General features: G+C 63.7%; 26 protein-coding genes. 8 read left to right on the forward strand and 18 right to left on the reverse strand.

Translation table 11 applies throughout. From position 1 onward, the window contains the following. The first annotated feature begins 264 nt into the window (after positions 1–264). Together Sp245p_RS22135 and Sp245p_RS22140 are read left to right on the forward strand one after the other, a co-directional pair. Positions 265–879: a recombinase family protein gene (locus Sp245p_RS22135; protein ID WP_014198466.1), complete on the forward strand. Its 615-nt coding sequence runs from the start codon at positions 265–267 to the stop codon at positions 877–879. A gap of 10 nt (positions 880–889) precedes the next feature. Beyond that, on the forward strand, positions 890–1,126 hold the full coding sequence (locus tag Sp245p_RS22140) for a hypothetical protein (RefSeq protein ID WP_109138838.1): 237 nt from the start codon (positions 890–892) through the stop codon (positions 1,124–1,126). A 680-nt stretch (positions 1,127–1,806) separates the two neighbouring features. On the opposite strand, the gene Sp245p_RS22145 is transcribed toward Sp245p_RS22140, so the two are convergent. The 3 genes from Sp245p_RS22145 to Sp245p_RS22155 form a co-directional block, all read right to left on the reverse strand. Continuing rightward, entirely contained in the window at positions 1,807–2,751 is a 945-nt protein-coding gene (locus tag Sp245p_RS22145; protein ID WP_014198469.1) for an IS110 family transposase, read from the reverse strand. A gap of 633 nt (positions 2,752–3,384) precedes the next feature. Further along, entirely contained in the window at positions 3,385–4,092 is a 708-nt protein-coding gene (locus tag Sp245p_RS22150) for a class I SAM-dependent methyltransferase (protein ID WP_014198470.1), read from the reverse strand. Next, complete coding sequence (locus Sp245p_RS22155) at positions 4,085–4,543, reverse strand: Rrf2 family transcriptional regulator (RefSeq protein ID WP_041812449.1); 459 nt, start codon at positions 4,541–4,543, stop codon at positions 4,085–4,087. Before Sp245p_RS22155 ends, Sp245p_RS22150 begins: the two co-directional genes overlap by 8 nt. Positions 4,544–4,875: 332 nt before the next feature. Between Sp245p_RS22155 and Sp245p_RS22160 the strand changes: the two genes are divergently transcribed. Further along, complete coding sequence (locus Sp245p_RS22160; protein ID WP_014198474.1) at positions 4,876–5,361, forward strand: DUF1810 domain-containing protein; 486 nt, start codon at positions 4,876–4,878, stop codon at positions 5,359–5,361. Between the two features lie 285 nt (positions 5,362–5,646). Here Sp245p_RS22160 and Sp245p_RS22165 read toward each other — a convergent pair whose 3' ends face one another. The 5 genes from Sp245p_RS22165 to Sp245p_RS22185 form a co-directional block, all read right to left on the reverse strand. Then, complete coding sequence (locus Sp245p_RS22165; RefSeq protein WP_014198475.1) at positions 5,647–6,177, reverse strand: VOC family protein; 531 nt, start codon at positions 6,175–6,177, stop codon at positions 5,647–5,649. Positions 6,178–6,278: 101 nt separating this feature from the next. Then, complete coding sequence (locus tag Sp245p_RS22170) at positions 6,279–7,127, reverse strand: alpha/beta fold hydrolase (RefSeq protein ID WP_014198476.1); 849 nt, start codon at positions 7,125–7,127, stop codon at positions 6,279–6,281. 50 nt (positions 7,128–7,177) lie between these two features. Continuing rightward, on the reverse strand, positions 7,178–8,002 hold the full coding sequence (locus Sp245p_RS22175; RefSeq protein ID WP_014198477.1) for an oxidoreductase: 825 nt from the start codon (positions 8,000–8,002) through the stop codon (positions 7,178–7,180). Then, complete coding sequence (locus Sp245p_RS22180) at positions 7,999–8,898, reverse strand: NAD(P)-dependent oxidoreductase (protein ID WP_014198478.1); 900 nt, start codon at positions 8,896–8,898, stop codon at positions 7,999–8,001. Before Sp245p_RS22180 ends, Sp245p_RS22175 begins: the two co-directional genes overlap by 4 nt. Before the next feature lie 129 nt (positions 8,899–9,027). Beyond that, positions 9,028–9,327 (reverse strand): EthD family reductase, encoded by a 300-nt coding sequence (locus tag Sp245p_RS22185; RefSeq protein ID WP_014198479.1) that lies wholly within the window; start codon positions 9,325–9,327, stop codon positions 9,028–9,030. Between the two features lie 266 nt (positions 9,328–9,593). On the opposite strand from Sp245p_RS22185, the gene Sp245p_RS22190 reads away from it, so the two are divergent. Both Sp245p_RS22190 and aac(6') read left to right on the forward strand, forming a co-directional pair. Continuing rightward, positions 9,594–10,454: a LysR family transcriptional regulator gene (locus tag Sp245p_RS22190; RefSeq protein ID WP_014198481.1), complete on the forward strand. Its 861-nt coding sequence runs from the start codon at positions 9,594–9,596 to the stop codon at positions 10,452–10,454. A gap of 169 nt (positions 10,455–10,623) precedes the next feature. Beyond that, positions 10,624–11,076 (forward strand): aminoglycoside 6'-N-acetyltransferase, encoded by a 453-nt coding sequence (gene aac(6'), locus Sp245p_RS22195; protein ID WP_014198482.1) that lies wholly within the window; start codon positions 10,624–10,626, stop codon positions 11,074–11,076. A 1,098-nt stretch (positions 11,077–12,174) separates the two neighbouring features. Here the strand turns inward: aac(6') and Sp245p_RS35490 are convergent. Beyond that, the gene (locus Sp245p_RS35490) at positions 12,175–12,420 is read right to left on the reverse strand and encodes a hypothetical protein (RefSeq protein WP_144019216.1); all 246 of its coding nucleotides are present in this window, start codon (positions 12,418–12,420) and stop codon (positions 12,175–12,177) included. Between the two features lie 99 nt (positions 12,421–12,519). After that, entirely contained in the window at positions 12,520–13,227 is a 708-nt protein-coding gene (locus Sp245p_RS22200) for a Crp/Fnr family transcriptional regulator (protein ID WP_014198486.1), read from the reverse strand. A 596-nt stretch (positions 13,228–13,823) separates the two neighbouring features. Here Sp245p_RS22200 and Sp245p_RS22205 point away from each other — a divergent pair. Further along, positions 13,824–14,312, forward strand: coding sequence for a response regulator (locus Sp245p_RS22205; protein ID WP_014198488.1), 489 nt, complete (start codon positions 13,824–13,826; stop codon positions 14,310–14,312). A gap of 184 nt (positions 14,313–14,496) precedes the next feature. Here Sp245p_RS22205 and Sp245p_RS22210 read toward each other — a convergent pair whose 3' ends face one another. The 5 genes from Sp245p_RS22210 to Sp245p_RS22230 all read right to left on the reverse strand — a co-directional run bounded on the left by Sp245p_RS22210 (position 14,497) and on the right by Sp245p_RS22230 (position 18,818). Beyond that, complete coding sequence (locus Sp245p_RS22210) at positions 14,497–16,641, reverse strand: hybrid sensor histidine kinase/response regulator (protein WP_014198489.1); 2,145 nt, start codon at positions 16,639–16,641, stop codon at positions 14,497–14,499. A gap of 252 nt (positions 16,642–16,893) precedes the next feature. Further along, positions 16,894–17,187 (reverse strand): hypothetical protein, encoded by a 294-nt coding sequence (locus Sp245p_RS22215; protein ID WP_014198491.1) that lies wholly within the window; start codon positions 17,185–17,187, stop codon positions 16,894–16,896. 99 nt (positions 17,188–17,286) lie between these two features. Further along, entirely contained in the window at positions 17,287–17,970 is a 684-nt protein-coding gene (locus tag Sp245p_RS35495) for a TlpA family protein disulfide reductase (RefSeq protein ID WP_144019219.1), read from the reverse strand. A gap of 118 nt (positions 17,971–18,088) precedes the next feature. Next, entirely contained in the window at positions 18,089–18,562 is a 474-nt protein-coding gene (locus Sp245p_RS22225; RefSeq protein ID WP_014198493.1) for a lysozyme, read from the reverse strand. A gap of 76 nt (positions 18,563–18,638) precedes the next feature. Beyond that, positions 18,639–18,818 carry a hypothetical protein gene (locus Sp245p_RS22230; protein WP_041812454.1) on the reverse strand — a complete coding sequence of 60 codons (180 nt, stop codon included), beginning with the start codon at positions 18,816–18,818 and terminating at the stop codon, positions 18,639–18,641. A gap of 1 nt (position 18,819) precedes the next feature. On the opposite strand from Sp245p_RS22230, the gene Sp245p_RS35050 reads away from it, so the two are divergent. Together Sp245p_RS35050 and Sp245p_RS22235 are read left to right on the forward strand one after the other, a co-directional pair. Continuing rightward, positions 18,820–18,957 (forward strand): hypothetical protein, encoded by a 138-nt coding sequence (locus Sp245p_RS35050; RefSeq protein ID WP_014198495.1) that lies wholly within the window; start codon positions 18,820–18,822, stop codon positions 18,955–18,957. Positions 18,958–19,354: 397 nt separating this feature from the next. Beyond that, a protein-coding gene (locus Sp245p_RS22235) for an IS5 family transposase (protein WP_088123936.1) occupies positions 19,355–20,160 on the forward strand; the annotation gives its coding sequence in 2 pieces (ribosomal slippage) (positions 19,355–19,676 and positions 19,676–20,160; 807 coding nt in all). A gap of 514 nt (positions 20,161–20,674) precedes the next feature. On the opposite strand, the gene Sp245p_RS22240 is transcribed toward Sp245p_RS22235, so the two are convergent. The 3 genes from Sp245p_RS22240 to Sp245p_RS22250 form a co-directional block, all read right to left on the reverse strand. Next, the gene (locus Sp245p_RS22240) at positions 20,675–21,826 is read right to left on the reverse strand and encodes a potassium channel family protein (protein ID WP_014198500.1); all 1,152 of its coding nucleotides are present in this window, start codon (positions 21,824–21,826) and stop codon (positions 20,675–20,677) included. Positions 21,827–21,861: 35 nt separating this feature from the next. Continuing rightward, positions 21,862–23,031 carry an L-dopachrome tautomerase-related protein gene (locus Sp245p_RS22245; RefSeq protein WP_014198501.1) on the reverse strand — a complete coding sequence of 390 codons (1,170 nt, stop codon included), beginning with the start codon at positions 23,029–23,031 and terminating at the stop codon, positions 21,862–21,864. Between the two features lie 107 nt (positions 23,032–23,138). Continuing rightward, positions 23,139–23,738 carry a hypothetical protein gene (locus Sp245p_RS22250; RefSeq protein WP_014198502.1) on the reverse strand — a complete coding sequence of 200 codons (600 nt, stop codon included), beginning with the start codon at positions 23,736–23,738 and terminating at the stop codon, positions 23,139–23,141. Between the last annotated feature and the right edge of the window lie 8 nt (positions 23,739–23,746).

Raw genomic sequence — 23,746 nt, forward strand, 5'->3', positions numbered from 1 at the left:
CCAGGGCTTGCTTAGAATGCCGATCAAAACCTCTACCGATTCGTGTATAATCAACGACTTGAGCCTATGGAGGCGGGGTTATGATCCGCGTTCTTAGCCAAGCATCCCGCTGCTCTGGAGCTGCTGAAGCAATGCCTCCACCGCTCGGTTTGGCCACCAGAGTGCCGTCGCGCAAACGAGCGGTTACGCGACAGTAGCGGCGCGACGGTGCGAAGCGGCGGAACGTGTTGCAAAACCTGTCGCGTTATGCTGTCGTGAAAGGGCATGGATCAAACGCGACACAACATCCCCGCACCGCATCTGATCGGCTACGCTCGCGTCTCGACCGAAGACCAGCGGCTCGATCTCCAGCTCGCTGCCCTGGCCGCCGCCGGGGTGGCCGAGGCCGACGTGTGGAGTGACAAGGCGAGCGGCGTCCGCTCCGACCGTCCCGGCTTGGCCGGCGCCCTGAAGGCATGCCGCCGCGGTGACGTGCTGGTGGTGTGGCGGCTCGACCGCTTGGCCCGGTCCACCGCCGAGCTGCTGCGCATCGCCGACGATCTGAACACGCGCGGGGTGGTGCTGCGCAGCCTGACCGAGAGCATCGACACCGGCGGCGCCGTCGGCCGCCTCGTGTTCACGGTGATTTCGGCGATGGCCGAGTTTGAGCGCAACCTCATCAGCGAGCGGACCAAGGCCGGCATGGCAGCGGCGCGAGCAAAGGGGCACCGCGGCGGCCGTCCGGCCAAGCTGACGGACCGTCAACTCGGTATGGCGGAGCGTCTGCTCGCCGATCCGGCCACAACTGGCCAGCAGGTCGCCGACCAGTTCGGGGTGCACCGGGGGACCTTGTATCGGGCGCTCGCCGATTACCGGCGGCGGCGCGAACTCAAGTCGTGAAAGGTCGACGATGCGGTATCAAGATGAACTCACCAACCTGATCCGCGACGCATTGGCATCAGACGGAACCGACCCAGGGACAGTGCGCGTCAAGGGGTTCGCCCGCCGCTATCAGATCCTGCTGGCCGAGCAGTTGGACGGCCGGGACGTGGAGGCCGCCGTCGCGACGCTGCGGGGCGAGGTGGAGGCCGCCGGCTTCATGTGGGGCGCGCTCAAGCGCGCGGCGCGAAAACAACCTGTGTCGTGAAAGCAACCGTGTTTTGCTAAGCGGGAACTACGCCTTTGGACGCAGTTCTTGTTTGGATCCCGCGTGTCTTTAATGTCGAGTTAAAGGAGGTGGCCGTGTGGCAGCGGAGCAGGAAACCCAGGTAACGGCTAGATTCTAGAAAACACGGCGTTTCCTCTAAGCGTCCGTTTCGGCAGACCTTTTCACGAGGATGAGGACCTTGCGGCATTTGCTCTCATTCGAAGGATTTCATGTGCGACGTCGCGAGCTTGCCGCCCATTGGCTATTGCTTCATCGGCACAGATACGGGCCTCTACAGCCGCACTGAGGAGCGTTTCAGACCTGGCTCTGGCCCGGCGAGCCATGTCCTGAAGGCGGCTCGATTGATCTTGGAGTTGTTGCCGTAGCATGGGCAGTCTTTCTCTATGGCGCAGAGAATGAACAGCCGAAGTGGGGTGTCGTCTCTGGTGTAGACCCAATCGAGGCACACTGAGAGTTTACCTGGGTTTTCTGCTCCGCTGCTACTCACCTTTCGGCCGGCAAACATATGGTCTGGAGCGCGCGATTGAACCGGCGGTGCTCCGCGTCAAGGCGGGCGCAAACGCGCCCCCGCCCTGCGGGCGGCCTTGGCCTTGACCCGTCCGCGCCGCCGGTTCGATGTGTTCGGCATCGGTCGACGGCGAGCGCCGACCGTCGGCCTTTCACGCCGGTTTGGCTTCCCAATTGGCTCCCTGGGCGACCATGGCGTTGAGGCGGACAATCAGTTTGCGCATGCAGGCGGCCAAGGCGACCTTCGGTGGCTTCCCTCGTCCGATCAGGCCCTCGTAGAAATCGGCGATGACGCCCTTGGCGTGGGTGGCAGCGGACAAGGTGGCCAGATACAGGGCACGGCGGACATCGGCCCGCCCGCCGGCGATGTGGCGTTGGCCGCGCAAGGTGCCGCTGTCGCGGTCGAAGGGTGCGACGCCGACCAGGGCAGCGATCTTCCCGCCGGAAATCCGACCCAACTCCGGCAGCAGGACGGCCAGCGTCACCGCGGTCAAAGGACCGATGCCCGGTGCGGTCTGGAGATCTTGCACCGTTCGGGACAGGGATGACAGGGTTTTGGCCGTCTGTGCGATGGCGGCGTCCAGCGTGGCGATCTCCTGTGCCAGATGCTCGACCGCGTTGGTCAGCGCCTCCCGGGCGGCGGCTGGGGCATGGGGGATGCCCTTGCCGAGATCAGCGCGTTTGCTGACGAGCAGGCGGCGCGCCTTGATCAGGCCGGCCAGTTCCTCGCGGGCCGGGTCGGCCGGAAGCAGCAGTTCCGCCGTCTGGGTGGCTGTGAACTCAGCGATCACCGCCGCGTCGAGGCGATCGTTTTTGGCCCGCCGCCCCTTGGCTTTGGCAAAATGGCGGACCCGCGCTGGATCGAACACCCGGACCGATACCCCGGCGGCGCGCAGTGCGTTCCGAACCGGACGTTCATAGCCGCCGCTGGCTTCCAGACCGACGACGCCGATTGCCCGTTCCGTGATCCAGGCCACCAGCTCCCGGTGTCCTTCGGACGTGTTGGCCACCCGATGCCAGCCGGCGCCGGGGAACACGGCAACATCCAGGAAATCCTTCCCGCAATCGATCCCCACGGCTCGTTCAGATTCCGGCATCCTCGTGATCCTTCCTTGTGATGCGAGCTCGTGCTCAAGCAACCGTTCGGACTTGCAAGGATGGTTGGCCGCCCTCAAGCTTTCACTCGGCTTCGGAGCCTTGGGCGCGACGGGGTCGGTCAACCTGGACGACAGGTCGCCACCAGCCGTCCAGGGTTAAATATGGACTGAGCTTGTCATACAAGGGCGCGGCCATGGCTCTGTGTGATGATTGGCGGTGCCCGGCTAAAGCGTCGTGTGCCCTGCACCTCTGGCGGTCTCCGGAGTACGGGGCATGCGACCTCGCGCGGACAGTGGAGACGAAAGCGGGCAGCCGGGAGGCCGGCGCCGAGGCTTGCGCGGCCTACCGCGCCGATGATCCCAAGCCTTGGCTGATGTCGTGAAAGGGTGCATCATGGAAATGCGCCATGAGCTGCTTTTCAATGTCGATCGCCGCTCGTCGACGCTGTAGCTGGAAGCTTGGCCGACCGTTTTCGAGGACGGCCGAGCGCCAGGAGCGGAAGCGAAGCATGCGTTCCAGATGGTGATGGGCATGACCATAATCGACGTCGCCGCGATCGAGGCGGTTCGCGGCCCTATGTCGGCCCATCAAAGACTTTGCATACTGCTCAGCGCCCAGCTATGGGGCACACTTCATGCGTGAGCGACCCAGCCGCGCCACGTGAACGCCGAGTAGAACAGTTGGGCATCAGTAAAGCCACCCTTTTGCAGAACAGCTTCGTCTTCCTCGGGGCTCAACATCTGCACACTCGCCTCCACGGCGCTGCGAGCAGCGTTTGCCTGTTCGGGATCAGCCCCCGAAGCAACGGCATAGGCGGCGTAGCGATCCAGCCAGAGGCCGCGTTCGGGCGGCCGTTGCGGGAAGCTGCCGTGCGCGGCTACGAACGGCGCACCGGGGACGAGCCGCCGATGGATTTGGCGAACCGTCCTCTCGCGTTCCGGCGGCGCCAGGAAGTGCAGCGTCAGCAGGCAGGTTGCCGCATCGAACGGCCCTTCGGGAGCGTCGTCGATATACCCCTCGACTAGCTCGACCCTGTCCATGTGCGGCCCAAGCGTGCGCTCCGCCAGCCGCAGCATTTCCGCAGCCGGATCGACGCCGACGAAGCGCCAGTGGGGATGAGCGTCGGCCAGGGCCTTGAGTTCGAGTCCGCCGCCGGCCCCCAGCACAAGCACGCGCGCAATGCGCGGCGCTTTTTCCGCCAGGAGCACGCCGGTCATCCGGTGCAGCCCGTCCAACCCGGGAACGAAACGCTTGGGCCCCTCGGCGTAGCGGGCAACCGCGTCCGGATCGGAGAAGGTCTTCAGGAAGTGGTTCGCGCCATTCGCGCTATCGTCAGGCATGGTCGGTTCCGGTCTGTTTGGACGGGTGGCGCTCAAGGCGCCGGTGGAAGTCGGCGCTGAGTGCCGCCAGCGTCACACCCTGGAAGGAGGCAAGAAGAAGCTCCTGCGCTTGGTGGAGGGCTTGGTCCAGTGCAGCGTTGACCACCTGCTCCACCAGGCACTGTGGCGCCTCGCTCCGATTGCCGATCGCGAATAGCGGCGGGCGGCCCAGGGCCTCGTAGACATCACCCAGGGTCACGCTGTTCAGGTCGCACGCCAGACTCCAGCCGCCGCCATGCCCCTTCTCCGACCGGACATAGCCCTGCTTCTTCAGTCCTGCCATGGTCCGGCGAATGACAACGGCGTTGGTTTGCATCGCCCGCGCCAACACCTCGGACGTGACCGGCCCTTTGTGCTCGGCCATGTGCAGCAGCACATGGAGAACACCGGATAAACGAGTATCGCGGCTCATGTATCATACCTTGTTACATGATGAGGGGTGCGTCAAGCGGAGTTGACTGGAGTTTCCGTCATGCACCTCGTCCTGCATGACAAGATGCTGATTCTGATGCGAACGGTGCGCCGGCGCTGCTCAAGCTGTCGCCGGCGGTGATAAGCCACTATCGGGGCAAGCTTTGGGCGCATCTGGCCGGGCGGTCGATGCACGGCGGGTCGGGGCAGACGTGGTGTGCGCTGTACCGGCTCGGCCTGCTGCACACCGATGATAAATTGACTGAGCGCGGCCAGTATGAGGCTGCGGTGCGGGTGTTGTGAAAGGGCGGATCCTCAGTCGGGAGGGCTGGAATGCAACTGGACGATCCCTTCAATCTCCAACGGTTCGTGACCGCACAGGAGTCGGTGTTCGCGACGGTGTTCGACGAATTGCAGGACGGGCGTAAGCGGAGCCATTGGATGTGGTTCATTTTTCCACAACTGCGCGGCCTCGGCCGCTCGGCAACTGCCGATTTCTACGGCATCGCTTCCCTCGACGAGGCGCGCGCCTATCTGGAGCATCCGACGCTCGGCCCACGATTGGAAGCCGCGACGCGGGCCGTTCTGGCGATCCGGGGGCGATCGCTTCATGAGATCTTCGGCTCTCCGGACGACATGAAGTTCCATTCCTGCGTGACCCTGTTCGCCTTGGCTGCGAAGGAGTCCATTCCCCTTTACCGTGAGGCGCTTGCGCTCTGCTTCGATGGCCGAATGGACAAGGCGACGCTGACAGCACTGGAGATTCCCTGGGCGGTCGGACGGCCGCGCCCGCCGTTTGAGGGCGAGCGTAAATCCTGATGTGTCAGGATTTACGCTCGACAGCGTCAGTGGCTCCGCTCGCCGGTATGAGATCGACGGCCGTCGCGATCGACGGCGAGCGCTCCCGCAACGCCCGGACAAAGCGGCGGTTCTCGTCGGTCAACTTGTCGGGATCGCCAGCCAGGAGCCGAACCGCACGCCGGGGCGTCGGAGGTTCGGACTGCTTCGCCGACACCGAATTATCGGAGGTCCCCCTTGGTTCGGCGGGCGCATCCTGTCGCCGGCTAATCCCGCACGACGCTGTATTGTCCGATCGTGCCCTGCTCAGTCCTCGTCCTGCCACCTGCGCAGTTCAGTCTGGTCATGATAGGGCATACGGTCTGGCGTGGTGATGAATTCTATCGTCGTGCCCCAGGGCATGCGGCAGTAGCAGACCTTGTTTCCAGGGCCTTTCTCGGTGGCATAGGGAATAGCGCGCGGCGCGGTGAGGGGGGTGCCTCCAGCCTTCTCGAAGCGCTCGACCGATGCGTCGATGTCGTCGGTGTAGAGAGCGAAGTGCGTGATGCCGAAGTCGCTTGCCCGGATCGGCTGGGCTTGCTCGGGGCCGTGCATTTCGAAGAGTTCGATATCGGGTCCGGTTCCGATCTTGACCATCGCCTGCGCACGCACCACCGTTCCGGGGAAAGCACCGACGGCCCGCTCGAATTCCGGTCCCTGCCGCGGTGGGTCCTGCGGTCCGAAGGATTGGTAGATCACCTGGGCGCCAAAGGCTTCCACTAGGAACGATTTTGCCGCTTCGATGTCGGGCACCGTGATGCCGATATGATTGACGCCGCGAATGAGGGGTGCGGTCATGACAGTCTCCTTGATTTTGTCGATCCATCGCGACCGCTTCGGGCGCAATTCGCCCGCAGCGTCGCGATCCGCCCAGCCCGCGACGGCGCGGGCGCGGAGGTTCAGGTGGCCTCGAGGAAATCGATCAGGGCGGCCGCGACTTCCTTGGGCCGCTCATCCGCGACATAGTGGCTGCACCGCGCGATCGAGCCACCTGTCACATCACTGGCAAACTCTTTGAGCATCGGCACCATCTGCGCACCGAACCGCTGATCCCCACCAAGACCGAGCACCGGTATCCCGAGCGGGTGCTTCTTGTACTCGAGAGCCGCCGCATGATCGGCGGCGAGGGTGCGATACCATTCCATGCCGCCGCGCGTGCGGCCAGGAAGAGCCATCGCCTTCGCGTAGATCTCGATGTCTGCCGGATTGAAGGTGCTGTGATCGTAGAAACGCTCTGCCATGAAGGTCGAAACATAGTCATATTCACGGCCATGGATCAGGCGCTCGGGTAGATCCCGGTTCATATGGAAGCTGAAGTGCCAGAGCCCCGCGGTCGTCGCCTCCCATCCGGTCCAGCCGGGAAGCGGAACGTCGAGGACGGCCAAGTGGGTGACAGCCTCCCGGTGGATGGCGGCCTGCGACAAGGCGACCATTCCGCCGATGTCATGTCCGCACACGGCGTAGCGTTCATGTCCAAGGGCAATCATGACCTCGTGCGCGTCGCGCGCCATCGTTGCCTTGTCATAGCCGTCGAGCGGGCAGTCGGAAAAGCCCGCGCCGCGCAGATCGATGGCCACCACGCTGACATGCTCGGCCAGCAGCGGCATCACATTGTGCCATTCCCACCATGTTTCCGGCCAGCCGTGAAGCAGAAGGATCGGCGGGCCTGAGCCTCCCGTGACAGCGTTGATCTTGATGCCATTCACCGGCACCAGCTGCTGGGTAAACCCCTTCAACGTTGCGATCATGATCGCATTCCAGTCGATGTTGACGTTTAAACAAAGCTCGCGGCCAGCGCTCAGTGCTGATCGAAATCGGTGGCGATCGAGATGTCGCGCCAAGCGTCGATGTCGCTGCGGAACGCAGCCAGCTTCCGCTCGGCGATCGCGTGCGCGATGGGGCCGAGCGGCAGATGAAGCGGGGCGTCATCGGCGTCGACGGCCTGCAGGATCACCGTGATCGCCTTGTCGGGATCGCCCGCCTGATTGCCGTTGTTGGTTTCGCGATAGTGTTTGCGCGAGCTCGCGGCGTATTCCGGCATCTCGTTGGCCGCCATCCTGATCGAACGGCCAAGGAAATCGGTGCGAAACGGCCCAGGCTCGACGATCAGCACGCGGATGCCGAACGGCTCCAGCTCGCCGGCGAGTGCCTCGGAAATCCCTTCCACGGCGAACTTGGCGGCGTTGTAATACCCTCCGCCGCCGCTGCCCGCGATGCCGGCGCCGGACGACATGTTGACGATCGTTCCGCCCGAATGTCGCAGGACGGGCAGGGCGGCTCTGGTGGTTTCGATCAGACCGAAGACGTTCACCTCGAACATCGGCCGGTATTCTTCGGGTGTGCCTTCCTCGATCGCGCCGAACAGTCCGTAGCCGGCATTGTTCACGAGCACGTCAAACCCGCCGAATGTCTCGACCGCCTTTGCGACCGCTGCCTTGGCTGCCGCCGCATCCGTCACGTCCAGTGGCAAGGTGATCATGCGGCCGCCGAAAGGCTCGGCCATGTCTTCGATCGCTTCGACATCGCGGGCCGTCGCGATGACCCGATCGCCGCGTCGTGCCGCGGCGAGCGCGAGGCGCTGTCCGAAGCCGCTTGAGCAGCCGGTGATGAGCCAAGTCTTCATTGTTTCTTCTCCGATTTGGTTTCAGACAACGCCAGGCTGTCGCCGCCGCGAACCGCCATGTCGGCCATGATCGACCAATCCTTGTTCCCGAAGCCCGCCGAGACAGCTTTGCGGAGCCCCTCGCGGACAGCTTCGAGCATTGGGAGCGTGCGTCCGATCTCGTTGCTGGCCTCAGTCGCGAGACGCATGTCCTTGAGCGCGAGCTCGGCTTTGAAGCCCGGCTCGAATGACCGTTCCGTGATTTGCGCGCTGTAGCTCTCATAGGCGCGACCCGAGAACAGGGTGCCGAGGATGAGTTCGAAGAAATCCGCACGGTCGAGTCCGACGCTCTCGGTCAGCACGACACCCTCAGCCATCGCCTCGATGGCCATGGCGATCATCATATTGCAGGCGAGCTTCGCCGTATTCGCCCGAGCGGGGTTCTCCCCCAACTTCCAGACCTTTTTGCTGAGTGAAGCGAGCAGCGGCTCGACCGCGGCAACGGCATCGGCCTTCCCGGCCGCCAGGATGTTGAGCTGGCCACTCGCCGCTGCGTTCGGTCGCCCGAGGACCGGTGCGGACACATAGCCTAGGCCGGCCTCTTCGTGCAGCCGCTCCAGTTCCCGCGCGAAGGCGACCGAGATCGTCGATGTGACGACATGGGTCAGCCCTGGTCGCGCGCTTGCCAGCAGGCCGGCATCGAGGATCACCTCCCGAATGGCAGGGTCGTCGGACAGCATCGTGAAGACAGCGTCAGCCTGGAATGCATCCGCCGCGCGCCTGACCAACGTTACCCCGGGAACACTGTCCTGTGTGACCTTGCTGCGGTTCCAGGCCCGCACGTCATGGCCCGCCTTTACGAGGTTCAGGGCCATTGCCGAGCCCATATTGCCGAGACCGACAAACCCGATCTGCATGTTCTTTCTCCTGTCGTTCGGATGAGGGCTATGCGCATGGACGAGGGCACCGCCGATCGCTGCGACGCGCCGGGGCGCAGACCTGGAGAGATCAGCGGTCCCGGCAATCGACAGGCACCGCTGTGCCGCTCAGAGTGGCTTCACGATGCTGCGCTGCGGTTTGACGGCGGTGACGATGTCGACGTCAGCCATGACCTGGGCGGTCTCCGGCGCATTGAGCGCCGCTTCTATGGCGGCCTCGTCGCGGAAGTTGACGACCCCAACCGCGATCAGCCCGGCACCATCACCTTGCGGGAAGAACCCACCGGCGCTGACCAGCCCATAACGTCCCCAGCTTTCCCGCACGAGCGGGAAGTGCACGTTGATCCAATGGTCGCGGTTGAACGGCGTTTCCTCATCGCCCGCATAGGCCACCAGCGTCGTGATCATCGTCGAGGTCCTCATTTGCGAGTATCGAGGCGGGCCGCCGCGTTCCGCGACCCCTCAGGAAAATCCTCTCTGTTCCGTCCGGACGAGCTTTCCTTGAACCCCACAGCCAGGGTCACGATTCCTTCACCCAAGCGGCGGCCCGCATGGGTCAGGCGGATCCGCAGAAGGACGCATCTCCAGACGATGATGGCAATCTAGGCATTTAGATTTGTTCGATAAGTGACATAACTGTACTACCGGCGTTCAGTTTTGTGTGGGTGGTTGTGATGGAGTGGAGTGATGTCAGAGTCTTTCTCGCGATTGCGCGATCCGGCACGCTCGGTGCCGCCGCACGTTCTCTTCAGACAAGCCACCCGACCGTCGGCCGGCGCCTCCGCGCGCTTGAGCAGGCGATCGGTCACACGCTCTTCCAGCGCACCGCGGACGGTCTTGTTCTGACCGAAGAGGGCCATGGGATCATCGCGCTGGCGGAGCAGATGGAGGAAAGCGCGCTGGCGATGGAGCGCCGGCTTGCGGGGCAGGAGCAGAACCTCAAAGGCAGTCTGCGCATTTCATCCGCGGACTGGTTCGGGGCCTATGTCCTGCCTCCCATCCTGGCGGATTTCTCGAAAGCCTACCCCAATGTCGACGTCGAGATCCTGACCGGCACGCGCCTGTTCAATCTCGCCCAGCGGGAGGCCGACGTCGCTTTCCGTATCGTTCCGTTCGACACCGCTGACGTTGTTCAGCGACGGCTCTTCCGCCTTGAGTATGGCGTTTACATCGCGGAAGAGGCGCAGGAGCCGAAATATGGCGATGGGACCGGTTTCCGGCTGATCACCCACGACACGTCCACCGGCCATTTCCCTGACATCGCGTGGCTCATCGACAGTTTCCCCAACGCGAGACCGGTCCTGCGATCGAACAACCGGAACGTCCAGGGGCGCATGTGCAGGCAAGGCGTCGGCATCGCCGTCCTGCCCCGCGTGGTCGGCAATCAGATCCCGGGTATCCGCAGACTGGACCTGCCGACGCCGCCGCCGGCGCGGGACATCTGGATGGGATATCACCGGGACCTACGGCGTCTTCAGCGTCTTCGTGCGTTCATCTCGACCGTATCGGGCCATCTCGTGAATGCGACCGCATGATGTGCGGCCCGGAGATGATGCAAGGTTGCCCGAAAAACTCCAAGATCGCTGCAGTCGTCTCGGTTCACTTTCGTGTAGTGAACCCCTATAGACATTGTACGCCTTGAAGGCCGTATCATCGCTTCGCAAATCACCCGACTGGCTGATGGGCAGAGGAAGGGAGCGCCGGATGCGCATCGAGCGATGCACGCACGAAACGCTTGATGATTTGGTCGCGTTGCGGTGGGAACTCTGGCCGGAGGCGCCGATCGAGACCCACCGCACCGAAGCCGCCGATGACCTCAGTGTTCCGGATCGAGCGGTCGCTTTCATCGTTCGGGACGAGGGTGGGGTAGCTGTGGGCTTTGCAGAGGCCTCGTTGCGTCGGGACTATGTGAATGGATGCGAGACCTCACCGGTCGCGTTCCTGGAAGGGATCTACGTGCGGGCGGAACAGCGGAAACGCGGCATCGCCCGCCGGCTCATCCAGGCCGTCGAAAGTTGGGGAAAGGAGAAGGGCTGTTCGGAGTTCGCCTCCGACGCGGACATCGGAAATGACGTGTCCCAACGCATGCACGCCGCGCTCGGCTTTGAAGAGACGGAACGCGTCGTCTTTTTTCGCAAGCCACTGTGCCGAAGGTGATGCTTCCGGAAAAGCGGCAGTGCCCGGATGGTCTGAGCCAGGGCCACCAGGATGAACCCGGCGGCCCCGGCGAGGTCGGAGAGGTGGGGGACGATACGAGTTCCTCACTTCCGCAGCAGCTTGTCCTTCGCCGCAGCCCCGGCGCCGGAGCCGACCCAATGGGGATGAGCAGTGGCAGCATGGGGATGCCCCTCCTTCGGGCATGAAAAATGCCGCCTCGGCGGGGGCCGGGCGGCGGAATGGATTCAATCTTGCGACAGCTGGAACGGCGGCACACCGGGTAGGTTAAGTCTCTATGGACACACGCGTTTCCGCGGCCCGGTCTCAGCATCTCCTCCGTCTTCGAGAGGATGCATTCAAGCGGGCGCGGTCGTTACAGGAGCAGAGCCGTGTGTTGGTCGCGCGATCGGTGCAGGTGCGGCTTGAAGCGCAGGAACAATGCGCTCGAAGCATGATCAGCCGGCGCGACGAGATCTGGCGATCGCCGTGATCCAACTTAGTCTGCTGGAATGTCCGCTACCCCCTTTACCAACAATTATAGGAACCGCAACGGTCTGTTGATGTCTACACGACGCCTGCTCGCTGGAGATGACGACAATGGACAGCGCGAAAATTGAGCATCTTAGCCGTCTACATCAAGATCTCATGCACAAGGCACGCAACGCCGTTGAGGAAGCCGGACGACGACGTAACGAGATGCGGGTTTATTCTAAAAATGCATGCGTCCGCAGCAAGTACCTTCGAGGTCAAGCGACGGAAGCTGCTTCCCACGCTGAGGAAGTCAGGATTTGGACACAGGATGTCCAGGCTAGGACGATCGACTCAATTTCAGCTAGCCAAGCTGCGGCCTCTCGTCTCGATCGGCGTTGATTGGACAGTGCTCGTGCAGGGTCGGTTCGTCGTAATGCCGGCGGACCGGTTTCAGGAGCAAGCTCTGGGAAAGGAGAAGCCCGCCACGGAGATCCCGGCGGGCTATGGCGCGTTTGCGCAGGTGTGGCAGGTAAAGTAGGATACAGGCCTTCTGGAAAGCCTTCAGAGTTGATCAGCCCTGTTTGCGGCGGCATTTCAGTCAAGGCCAGGATGCACTGGATGGACGGTTCAGCGCCGACCGGAATGCGATGAGGCCAGGGGCTTTCCTGGGTCCTGCTCAAGCACATCTGTGGTGTGGCGGTCCTTATCGCCGATGGTAATGGACCGATCAAAGCACTTGGCCCAACTTTCGAGCCTGCTTCGATTCCATCGCCGAGCGGCGCGAATGCGTTGGGACTCTTCAACAAGATCACGTGCCCGCGCGATGGCGTCTTGGTTCCGGCGCAGCAGATATTCCAGTTTCGCGTGTTCCATCCATCGCTCCTGCAGAATGATGGTCAGTGACCATCAGGAAATGAGCGACACTGGAGGATGGAGCATTTCCTGTCTGTTCGCTTCCGTACCAGCATTCCGTCAGGGCAACAGGCCTTGGAATTGCCGTTTCACAATGCCGTAGCATTCGCACGAAGCGACCTCCAGCGCGGGCCGGTTCAGGATAGTGATGTCACCGCTCACGTAGTTGATGATGCCGGCCCGCTGCAGAGTGCCTGCGGCCACCGTCACACCCGCCCGGCGCACGCCCAGCATGGTGGACAGGAATTCCTGGGTGAGCGGCAGCCGGTCACCGTCGCAGCGGTCATGCGCCATCAGCAGCCAGCGGGCAAGTCGCTCGTCAATGCGGTGGGCACCGTTGCAGGCGGCTGTCTGGGCGACTTGGGCAAAAAACGCCGCTACGTAGCGGAGCAGCGATTTGCGCAGGGTTGGGCTTCGATCCGTGGCGTCTCGAAAGGCGCTCGTCCCGATGCGCCATCCCTTGCCGGGCATCTGCATCAGGCATTCCTGGGAGACGGCGTCGGTGCCCAGGAGGACGGGGACGCCGATCATGCCGTCCCACCCCATCATGCCGACTTCCAGAGAACCACCCCCCTCGAACAGGGCAAGAAAGGACCCGAGTCCGGAGTCCGGGAAATAGACGTGCTCGATCGGTTCGTCCGGAGCGATGAGCACCTGCTTGAACGGCAGATCGACCGCGTCCAGGTGCGGGCCCAACAGCCCAAAATCCTCGGGGCTCAGAGCCGAAAGCAGTCGATTGCGGACAGCGGATTGCGCGGGCTGTGCCATGTGCGTCCCCATCGGTTTGGCGGGAGCACACGCTACACTCTGTCGCCCGCAGCCAGGATCGTGGCGAGCAACAACACAGAGGTCGGGTGTCCCGCCGGGTCGTCAAGGGGTAGGAGTAGCGTGACCATCGATCAGTCTGCATGGTGCGATCCGTACTGCGCCAGCCTCGCCAACTGTTGGGCGCGCAGGTGAAAACTATGGGACACCCAAGGGAAGGAAGAATGCAATCGCGGCGCCGTGAAGGGGGCATAGGGCGCCGCGATTGCCGGAGTTTCAGGGAGGGTGTCATCGTCCAGGAGCAAGCACGTTCCGTGACGTGCGATCGATCAACACGCTGGCAACGTTTTGGTGCGCTGTTTCACAAGGTATATCGCGTTCGGGTAGTTGTGCGGTTGGCCGCAGGGATGTCCGGCAAGCGCGCGCGATCTGCTGTCACCTTCACCAGTTCGGCGACCGATGGCCGATGCAGGCCTGAACCTGCATCCCCCCGCCCTCCGCCCAGATTTCCTGCACAGCATCAAAGGATGCATCAACAGTCACATTTGGAGAGTGAGTGAATAATTTCGCGCCCGCGGTGTTCAACGACGAAATAACTGATGCGGGAGGTGCGAGTGACGACAAGTGCCCTGAAGCCCATCCTGGTGGTCGAGGACAACCCGCGGGACCTGGAACTGACGCTGGCGGCGCTGAGGAAATGCAAGCTCTCCAACGGTATCATTGTCGCCCGCGATGGTGAGGAGGCGCTACGGATGCTGTCACTTCGCGATCCGGAAACCGGATGGCCAACCCAGCTTCCCGCGGTCGTCCTGCTCGAACTCGATCTCCCGAAGATCGACGGGCTGGAAGTGCTGGAACGGGTGAAGAGCAACCCAGCCATCCGGCACGTTCCCATCGTCATGTTCACGGCGTCATGCGAGGACAACGACATCATACTCAGCTATGAGCTGGGCGCGAACGCGTTCGTTGTTAAGCCCATGGATTCCGAGGCTTTATCGGAGGCAATCCGTAGTTTGAGCGCGTTCTGGGCCAGCCTGAACCAGTCGCCAGCCAGTTGCTTCCAGGGGTTGGCGGCGCCGTTCCGATGAGCGCTTGCCGCCGACCGGAAAGGCATTGCCTCATCGTCCGAGGCGACCGGCGGGCCGGTTTCGGGCTGAGGATCTCGGTCTTGAAGGCTCCGGAAAAGGAAAAGAGGCCGGGCGGCTTGGAGTAAGGAAGGCCGCTCGGTTGTGAGCGTTACGAGCGCCCCCTGAGACCAACTCGACGTGATCCCTACAGCACCGCCGAGATATGTTCGATCAGGGCTGTCGGTGGGATAGGTTTGGACAGGATGCGAATCCCGGGTTCACGGCCGAGATCCTGGAGTGCCGCCTTCTCGGCATAGCCGGTGACGATCAGGATCGGCAGGTCGGGGCGATGGCGGCGGGCAAGACGAGCGAGGTCGGCGCCGGTCATGCCGGGCATGGCGAAGTCAGTGACCAGGATGCTCAGATTGTCGTCCGCCTCCAGCAGGGCCAGAGCCTCCTCCCCGGAACCGACCTCGGTCACCATCATGCCGGCCTCGTCCAGCACTGCGGCGTTGGCCATGCGAACCAGGGCGTCGTCCTCCACCAGCAGCACGTGAGACATCCCGAGCGGCGGTCCGTCCGAGGCGGCAGCGAGGGGAGCGGCAAGGGGAGGAGCAGCGGTGGCGGCGTCCGGAGTGTCGGTCCGGCTGTCGGCAGGGGCAAGAGGCAGATACAGCGTCACCGCGGTACCGAGGCCAAGGTGGCTTTCCAGGCGGATGCCGCCGCCCGATTGGGCGGTCAGACCGTGCACCATGCTCAGCCCCAGCCCGCTGCCCTGGCCGAACGGTTTGGTGGTGAAGAAGGGCTCGAAGGCACGGTCCAGCACATCCGGCGGCATTCCGGTCCCGCTGTCGCGTACCGTCACCGCGACGTAGTCACCCGGCGCCAAGGCGGGCGAGACGCCTATTTCCTTCTCCTCTCCCTCGCTTCTGCCCTTGCTGCCCTCGCCCACTGACAGACTGGCGATGGCGATCGTCAGGGTGCCTCCGCCGGGCATAGCGTCGCGGGCATTGATTGCAAGGTTCAGCAGAGCGATGTCGAACTGGTGGGGATCGACCAGGGCCGGCGGCACGTCGGCTTCCCGGTCGATGCGGATGCGGATGGTGCTGCCCAGAGTGCGTTCCAGCAGCGTAACCATCCCCGCCACCTGGGCGCCGAGGTCGACGGGCGCCGGAGCCAACCGTTGCCGGCGGGCGAAGGCCAGCAGATGCTGGGTCAGGGTAGCACCGCGCTCGACCGCTTGGCTTGCGACCTGCAACGCCCGGCGCCGCTCCGCCTCCACCAGCTCGCCGCTGCGCTCCAGCAGGTGCAGGCTGGAGCGCACCGCCTGCAGCAGGTTGTTGAAGTCGTGAGCCACTCCGCCCGTCAGCTGGCCCAGCGCCTCTATCTTCTGCAGTTGGCGGACATGCTCCTCCGCCACGTTGCGCGCTTCGACCGCCTGCTGCCGCTCTTGGAGCGCGCGGTTGGCGGTTTCATACGCGAGAAACTGGCGCGCCATCGCCCACAGCATCAGGACAAGAGCCACCGCGCTGAGCAGCCCGGCGGCGGCGATGACCAGCGCCTGGTCATTCCAGCGGGCCAGGATTTCCCCCCGTGTCCGGCTTACGCCGACGACCAGCGGGTAGTTGCGCAAGGATAGGAAGGACAGGATGCGGTCCTGACCGTCGACCGACTGTGGCGTCTCATGGATTCCGGCTTCATGGCTTGCGACCAGTTCGGCGACGCCGGGGCTGATGGCGATGGTCCCGACCTTGTCCGGCAACGCCGGGTAGCGCGCCAGCAGCATGCCGTCGCGCCACCACAGGCTGATGCCGCTGCCCGGCGTCACATGCAAGCTGCGGTAGAATCGCTCGAAATAGGACAGGCGGATGGCCCCCACGACCAGACCAGCCAGTCCACCATCGGGATCGTTCACGCGGCGGGCGAAGTAGAGCGTCCATTCCTGGGTGGCAACACTCTTCACCGGTCGGCTGACGTAAACGTGCCCGGGATCGGTGTGCTTGAGCGCCAGGAAATAGTCGCGCTTCGACAGGTCGTGTGGCGGAGCCGGGAACTGGCGGGTGAAGTTGACCAGCGTGCCGTCGGCGGCGATCAAGCTCAAAGCCTCCAGCTGCGGTAGGCTGGATGCCCTGGCTTTCAAGAATTCATGGGTTTCGTGGTCGCCTTCCAGCCGCTTGAAGGCGTCGGCGCTGCGCCGGTTGGCGGCGGGGATCTGTTCGACGACTCCGTTGACGGTCAGTTCGATGCCTTCGATGGCGCGCAGCGTCTGCTCGGCCAGCGAAGCGTTGAGCGTGCGCAGGCCGAGTGTCGCCTCGGCCACCGTCTCGTCATGCAGACGATCCATCATCATCGCGGTGCCGCTGCACAGGGCCGCCAGTACGATTCCACCGAGCGCACCAATGCGTCGGAGCGGACGGCTGGTTCTCAGAAGCCCCCGCAAGACCCTCGCCTCCGGTTCGCTCCCAGCACCGCATCCACTCCCATCGCCAGCCTTGCTCCCTGCGCCGCTTTCCTTGGCATCGCCATGGCAATCTTGTCCCTTCGTGCAGGTGAAGTGGCGTCGCCCACCGGAGGCACGAAGGCTTGCACTGAATTGGCTGGACTATACAGACGGCCGCCCACCGGACAAGCGGCCAGAGGTCATAGTAAACCGTTCCGGGTTTTTCTTCCTGAGTTCATTCGGCTTGGGGCACGCCGCCATGGCGACGCCCTCGGTTTGAGCATAGTCGCGGGCTTCAGCCTCGGCGGCAGGAATGTTGCCGATGTGTTCGTACAGGCGCAGGTGGTTGTCCGCGGTGATCTGATGTATGACATTGAAGCCGGAGCACCGGTGCTCGCGAGGGGTCTGCTCGCCGTTCCGGCGGCGGACCAGCTTCGGGCTGAGGAGTTCGGACAAGGGACTCCGGAAAAGGAAAAGCCCGCCGCGGAGGTCCGGGCGGGCTGGTTCTACGGCGCTGATCGGCGGTGCTGGACTGGTGGCCGAGGCGTCCTTACGTCATGAGCAGGAAGCGTCGAACGACTGCGCAATCTCCAGCGCTGTGGAGGTTGCAGCCACCCCTTTGGCTCCCTTACACGAAAGCAAAGCCTCGACGTAGTCACGGAATTCTGGTTCAGCCTTGCCGACGATCCCATGCCTCGTGAAGTGGCGTTGGTATTGGTACGTGCTGGTCCACAACGCGGCGATAACGCCCCGCGGGTCGACGACGACGGTCAACGGAAGGTCGGTGACAGACTTCGGCGTCGGAAGGTCACGGGGTGCTGGGTCACGGCTGTCAGACACGGCGATGTAGTCTGTGCGCAGACCCTTTCGCCGCTGATAGTCCAGCTCGCGCTGGAATGCCCCTTCCAGGTCGGTCTCGCTGGGACGCGGGGAAACGAGCATTACGACAGGCACATCGGGGTGGGCCTTCATGAAGTTCTCGACCGAAGGCCGCTCTCCGATGCACGGCATGCACCATTCGGCTCCCCGCTTGAAAAGGAACCACTTGCCACGAAACTCCGCCGTTGAGCGACGCACACCGTCCTCGCCGTGGAATGTGAAGATCGGCAGTGCGTTCCCTGGTGCGAAGCCGTAGGCCGGTTCCGCAGCAGCCGGCGCAGTTAGATCTGCAATGGATAGTAGCGCCAGCAGTCCGCAAAAAACGTTTCTGGAAGCTGTTAAGGCTGGAGGCGTTCTCATTCTCATCTCGCACGAGGTAGGCTCAATTTTCTATCACGCGCCGCGCCGATGAGCACTATCGCGTGTCGAGCCACCGGCCTGCTGACATGCCAACCCCAGCGCAACAGCTGACCGACGTTCAGCCCGCCCCGAACAGCGCCTTCTCCGCCGCCCGGCGTTTCTTCAGCCCACCGAGTTGGACCTTCTTGCCGTCGACCGTGGCATAGACCCACTTCGGGAACTCGGCGGCCGCCCCGACATAGTCGCCCTGGTTCAGCAGGCGCAGCAGGGTCGAGGTCTGCAGGGCTCCGGCCCCCAGGTTGAACACGAACGAGACCAGAGCGCCGCTCTGCCGATCAGTGAGTGGGACCTTCGCGAGCCGGTCGACGTCCCGGGCAGCATCGGCCATGTCGGCGCGCCGGAAAACCTCGGCCTGGAGAGAGGTGATGGTCTGGTCCATCTGGGCCCCGGCGATGTGACCGTAGCCGATCGTCGTCACCCCCACCGGGCACAGGTAGGCCTTGAGGGACAGCCCCTCGAAGCGGCCGACGAGGGTCAGGGCGTCGGGGTGGATCTCGCCTGGGATCGCCGCGCCGACGGACGTGGTGGTCATGAGTTACTTCCTCATTGGAATTGTTTTAATGAGCAATGGCGTTTAGGGTCGCGCAATCTGCTATCCACGGCAGGAATTAGCTGAACCTTGGCGGCTCATTGTGGCCGCCATTCTTTTGCCGGCGCGCGTTGGTGAGCAGATAGGCCAGCAGCAGGAGGGCGTCGTCCTTGCTGCCCTCGCAGTCGGCCAGGGCCTGCGTGGCGACCTGCTGGTCGTCACGCTGGCGCGCGGCCATGGCGCAAGCGAAGACGGACAAGATGATGATCCGGTTCCGGCCAGAGGTTCACGCCCTGCTGGCCAAACTGGCCCAGGACGATAGCCGGAGCATGGCCGGCGAGCTGGAATGGCTGATCCGCGAGGAAGCGAAGCGGCACGGCCTGGACAACCTGTCATGAAAGGGCGGAGACTCCTGTTCACAACGGCGCTGGACGCTCCAACGCGCGGGTGTGGTGATGTCTCCCCGTCGCTCATCTTTCACGCGTGCCAGGCATGTCGCACTTGATGCTTCTGTGCCGAACAATGACGTTGCTGCTGCCGCTTGTTCCGGTGGCGGGCTGCACCGTTGCAGTTCAGGGCGAGGAAGCTTTTCGTCGGCAAGCAGAGCGCCGGCTCACGTCGACTCCGACGCCGGTCGAAGAGGTCTACCGCTGCTTCCTCTGCCGCGGCATTAATCCCGGATATCACCAGCTATACCCGGAGCGCGGCGAGGCAGTGTGGTCCTTCACCGCTGGCGGTGCTTCGCCTGAGATTTAGAGTGCGTAACAAAACCGACGTGGAGCGGTTGGGAGGGGTATGGCAGCCCCTCTTGTTTGCGACGCCCTATGGGCGATCATCGAGCCTCTGATCCCGCCGGAGCCGCCCAAGCCGAAAGGCGGCAGGCCACGCCTGGACGACCGCGCGGCGCTGACCGGCATCCTGTTTGTGCTGCGCACAGGCATTCCTTGGGAACTGCTGCCGGTGGAGATGGGGTGCGGCTCGGGCATGACCTGCTGGCGGCGGCTGCACGAGTGGCATCAGGCCGGCGTCTGGGAGCGGTTGCACCGTGTGCTGCTCGACCGGCTTGGCTACGCCAACGCCATCAACTGGGATCGCGCGGCAGTGGACAGCGCCAGCGTCCTGGCAAAAAGGGGGGCGAGGAGACCGGCCCGAACCCGACGGATCGCGGCAAGCCGGGCTCCAAGCGCCACATCCTTGTCGATGCCAACGGCATCCCCCTCGCCCTGAGGATCTCGCCGGCCAACCGGCACGACAGCAAACTCTTGGAGGCGCTGGTCGATGCCGTGCCGGCGATCCGCCAATGTGCGGGCCGGCCACGGCGCCGCCCGGCCAAGCTACACGCCGACAAGGGCTACGACTTCGCCCACTGTCGGCAGGCGCTGCGCCGGCGGGCGATCATCCCGCGCATCGCCCGGCGTGGCATCGAGAGCAGTGAGCGCCTCGGCCGACACCGATGGGTGGTCGAGCGTACGCTCGCCTGGTTCGCTCGCTTCCGTCGCCTCGCCCTACGCTACGAACGGCGCGCCGACATCTTCACAGCCTTCCACAACATCGCCGCCAGCCTCATCTGCTGGCGCTTCGTCCAGAGATGGTTCTGTTAGGCACTCTTACCCGTTGTGAAAGGGCGACTGCGAGGGGCAAGGTCGGCAAGACTGCGGCTTATAGTTATGCACGCCGAATTTCACGATTCAGACTCGTTTATTCTGGTGTCTTGCCAGACCAATTTATGGTTCCAGGGCCGTTTCTGGAGGCCATTTTGTGGTTCCGATGAGGTGCCTTATGGCTCCAAATTTTCTGAATTCATCAATGGAATCAATAAGTGGTGGCACACTATATGGTTCCTCGCAGAGGACCGTTTGTGAAAATCTTCCCCCTTGGATTTTGCGCACTGCTTGGGGTCACTGAACGAAAGTGCGCAAATTGTCCGGAATGTGAGAACGCGGGATGAACGTGAGCTCCGTCGCGCTTCAGCGCCCCTTTCTGCACCTTTTCTCTACAGCACCAAGACGGGTGAGCCAGCCCCTGTCCGCTGCAACTTGAGTCTTTCTCTGACCCAAACCGGACGCCGGTCGGCATGACATGCCGATGCTTGGGACACGAACAGCATCACCACTGCTATTCGGCAACCTGTAAGCGGGACCGGGGATCGTTCAGCCCGTCCTTCGATCCAAAACCGCTCATTGCCGCGTCGATCTCCTCCATGCTGTAAGCCATCGAGGGTGCCAGGTTCGTGATGTGATGGTCCCATTGCATTCGGCAGGAGATGTAGGCCTCGGCACCGGCCTGCCCGTCGGCCGTGATCTGGATCCCCGCCTGCCGAAGCCGCTGCAGGGCAGCGTGGTAGCGTGCTCGCCAGAGGTCTCGGGTCTGCTGGTCCGGCTGGGCCTCCCGGTCCGGTGCCCCATGGGGAAGGAAGGTGTTCTCCAAGGAGGTGAGGAGCATCATGGACGCTTCCCGGAGTTGCGCGACAGCTCCTGCCTCCTTCAGCCAGCGGTGGTTCTGATCATCCAGGGCGCTCTGGATCAGGCTCACCGCGTCCAACGCGACCAGCGTGGAACGGGACACCGAGTGGTGTGGATCACTGAAGCGGAAATAGAACAGCACCGGGTAGAAGTGATGCGCCTCCTTGGTCTGGGTCATCTCGACGCCGAGTTCCGACAGGTTCGTGTAGCCGCCGCTGAACTGCCCCTCAGGCCCGAGACGTGCCAGCAACTCGGCGGCATCGCCTGTGCACCCTGAGAGGAAATGGATGTTCATGGCCAGCACGTTGCGCCGCTGGAGCGCTGTGTAGACCTGCATCAGATAGGTCAGCGTCAGCGACATCACCGACATGCCGATCAGCGAGTTGAACAGGAAAAGCAGCCGTGTGGGGCTCGTGTGCGGGGTGAAGTCACTCGCCCCGACGATGGCCATGCTGGTTCCCCCGGCATACATCGCGGTGACGAAGTCCGTGGGGGTCTCGCCGTTGGTGGCGCGGATGGAGGTGCCGAGTTCCGGGTGCATGATCAACGCGGCCCCGAGCGTCAGCCCGAGAGCCCAGACCCCGACCAGCAGCACGAGGATGACCGGACCACAGAAGGACAGAACGGCTCCTTGTCGAGGGCCAAAAGCCTTTGAGGCTTTGACGAAGGAGGCCCAGATCAGCCGTTCGACCCTGAATCCGATGATGCTGGTGCCGATCCGGGCGTAGAGCACGGTCAGAAAGACATCGAGCAGGATGATCAGGATCAGCAGTATCCCAAGGCCCTGCTCCAGTCGTCCCATCATGGCGGCCTCCTGTCATCCCACCGGCTCCGGCGGGGTCATTGGGACTGCCCGACCGGGCCGGTCGCCTCCGCGCCCGGTCCAGGTTCGATGCGCCACAGTTGCGTATCGAGGCGCGGACCGTTCTCGGGCTTGAACCAGCTCATGTCCTGAATGCGGGAGCTGGTGACGTAGATGCTTCCGTCGGGTCCCTCCGAGAACGTATCGGGCCAGCGCAGCCGTTTGTCCTGTACGAGGGTGGTGGTGCTATCCCCATCACGGACCTTCACGGCATCCTGCTCGATCGCGCTCAGATAAAGCCGTCCGCGCCCGTCGATCCAAAGACCGTCCGTCGGCTCGGTCTCGGCGGCACGCTCCACACGGGCTCCGAGATCCTTCTCGGACAAACGTGGGTTTTCCAAGGCGTCCGTCGGGATGCGATAGAGGGTCCGGCCGGTCAGCGCTTTCCAGTAGAGCGTGCGCCCATCGGGAGAGAGCGCGATGCTGTCAGCGGCAAATTCGACCCCGCGCCCGTCGGGCCGGCGCAACTCCTGCCCATCGGTCTTCACCACCACATCCTTTTCCGGCTGGGTGCTCGGGTGGCCGTGAAGGACGCGTCGAGCCTTGCCGTCCTGGAGATCCACAACGACGAGAGCGCCCTTGGCCCCGGCATCGGTCAGGTAGGCATGCCGCCCATCCGACGAAAACCGGACATCGTTCAGGTAGCTGCCCTGAGGCGCGACCGTCTCGTCGAAGTGGATCACCTGCGCAACCTTGTTCGTCTTCAGGTCGATCCTGACGAGCTTGGGCCCGCCCTGCACGACGGGTGCCGTGGCTGGCGCGGCCGGATCCACGACCCAGAGATTGCCGTGCGCATCGGCCACGACGCTCTGGACGCACACGAAGTGATCGCCGGCTGACATCTGGTTCTTCCTGGCGTTGCGCCAGGAATTCCACGCGTCGTCCGGGTAAGGCTTGATGTGGCCGTCGCGCGTCACCTCGGCGACCGAGATCGGTGCATCCTCCGTCCAACGGGGAAAGTTGACGAAGATGCGCCCATCCTTCGAAACGGTCACCCCGGTCACCTGATGCTCAAAGCTGGTGACCTGTTGCAGGTGCGCCGTGCCCTGAGATGGTGCGGCACTCTGCTGCGCCATGCTCGGCTGTGCCATGGATGTGGTGGCCAGGAGGGTCCCGAAAAGCAGGGTCACCGTTGCGAGCCGTTGCATGTTCATTTCCATTGCGTAGCCGTGATCGTGTGGCCGTGATCATGGGGGATGCGACGGCCACCTCAAGAGCGTGAACTCCGCTCGAACGCAGCCGTGTCGTTGATGGTTCAGTGCGGCCGCGCCTTCTCCTGCGGAGCACGATTGGACACCGCCGCGAGGGCCGGTGCGGCCCGCATGTCCGGAGGCACCTTGAAATCCCTGGCGGCGCCTCGCGCCGCCTGGACACCCTGCGGGAAGCCGGTCCGATCCCTGTAGGAGCGTGGCCGGCCACGGGGGCGGCTGTGGCGGGCCGTGGTCCCCTGCGCGCCGATGATGTCGAGCAGCGTCACCCCCAGCACCACCGCAAGAGCAATCCCGACATTGTCGCGCTTCGGGTTGTCATGCCGCATGGCCGTCATCAGGGTGGCGATGTCGAGCCCGTCTCCGGCCACCCGGCTCCACAGCCCGAGATGCTTGTCGGGCGAGAGCGAGACGATGCCGTGCCCGAGTTCGCGAACGCCGTAGGCCCGCACAAGGGCTTCCTTGCCCTCCATGCCAAGCGCCCGGGTGATGCGCTTCGCCGCAAACAGCTCGGTCAAGCCGAGCCCGATGCTGTACCAGCCGAGCGCTCTGGCCATGCGGTCGGAGGCACCCAGCGAACTGGGCCCGGAGTGAAGGACTTTCGGGTCGCCCTTGGACCGGGCAATGTTCGAGATGGTGTAAGTCACGTCTTCTC

It is taken from the genome of Azospirillum baldaniorum, assembly GCF_003119195.2.
Classification (GTDB): Bacteria; Pseudomonadota; Alphaproteobacteria; order Azospirillales; family Azospirillaceae; genus Azospirillum; species Azospirillum baldaniorum.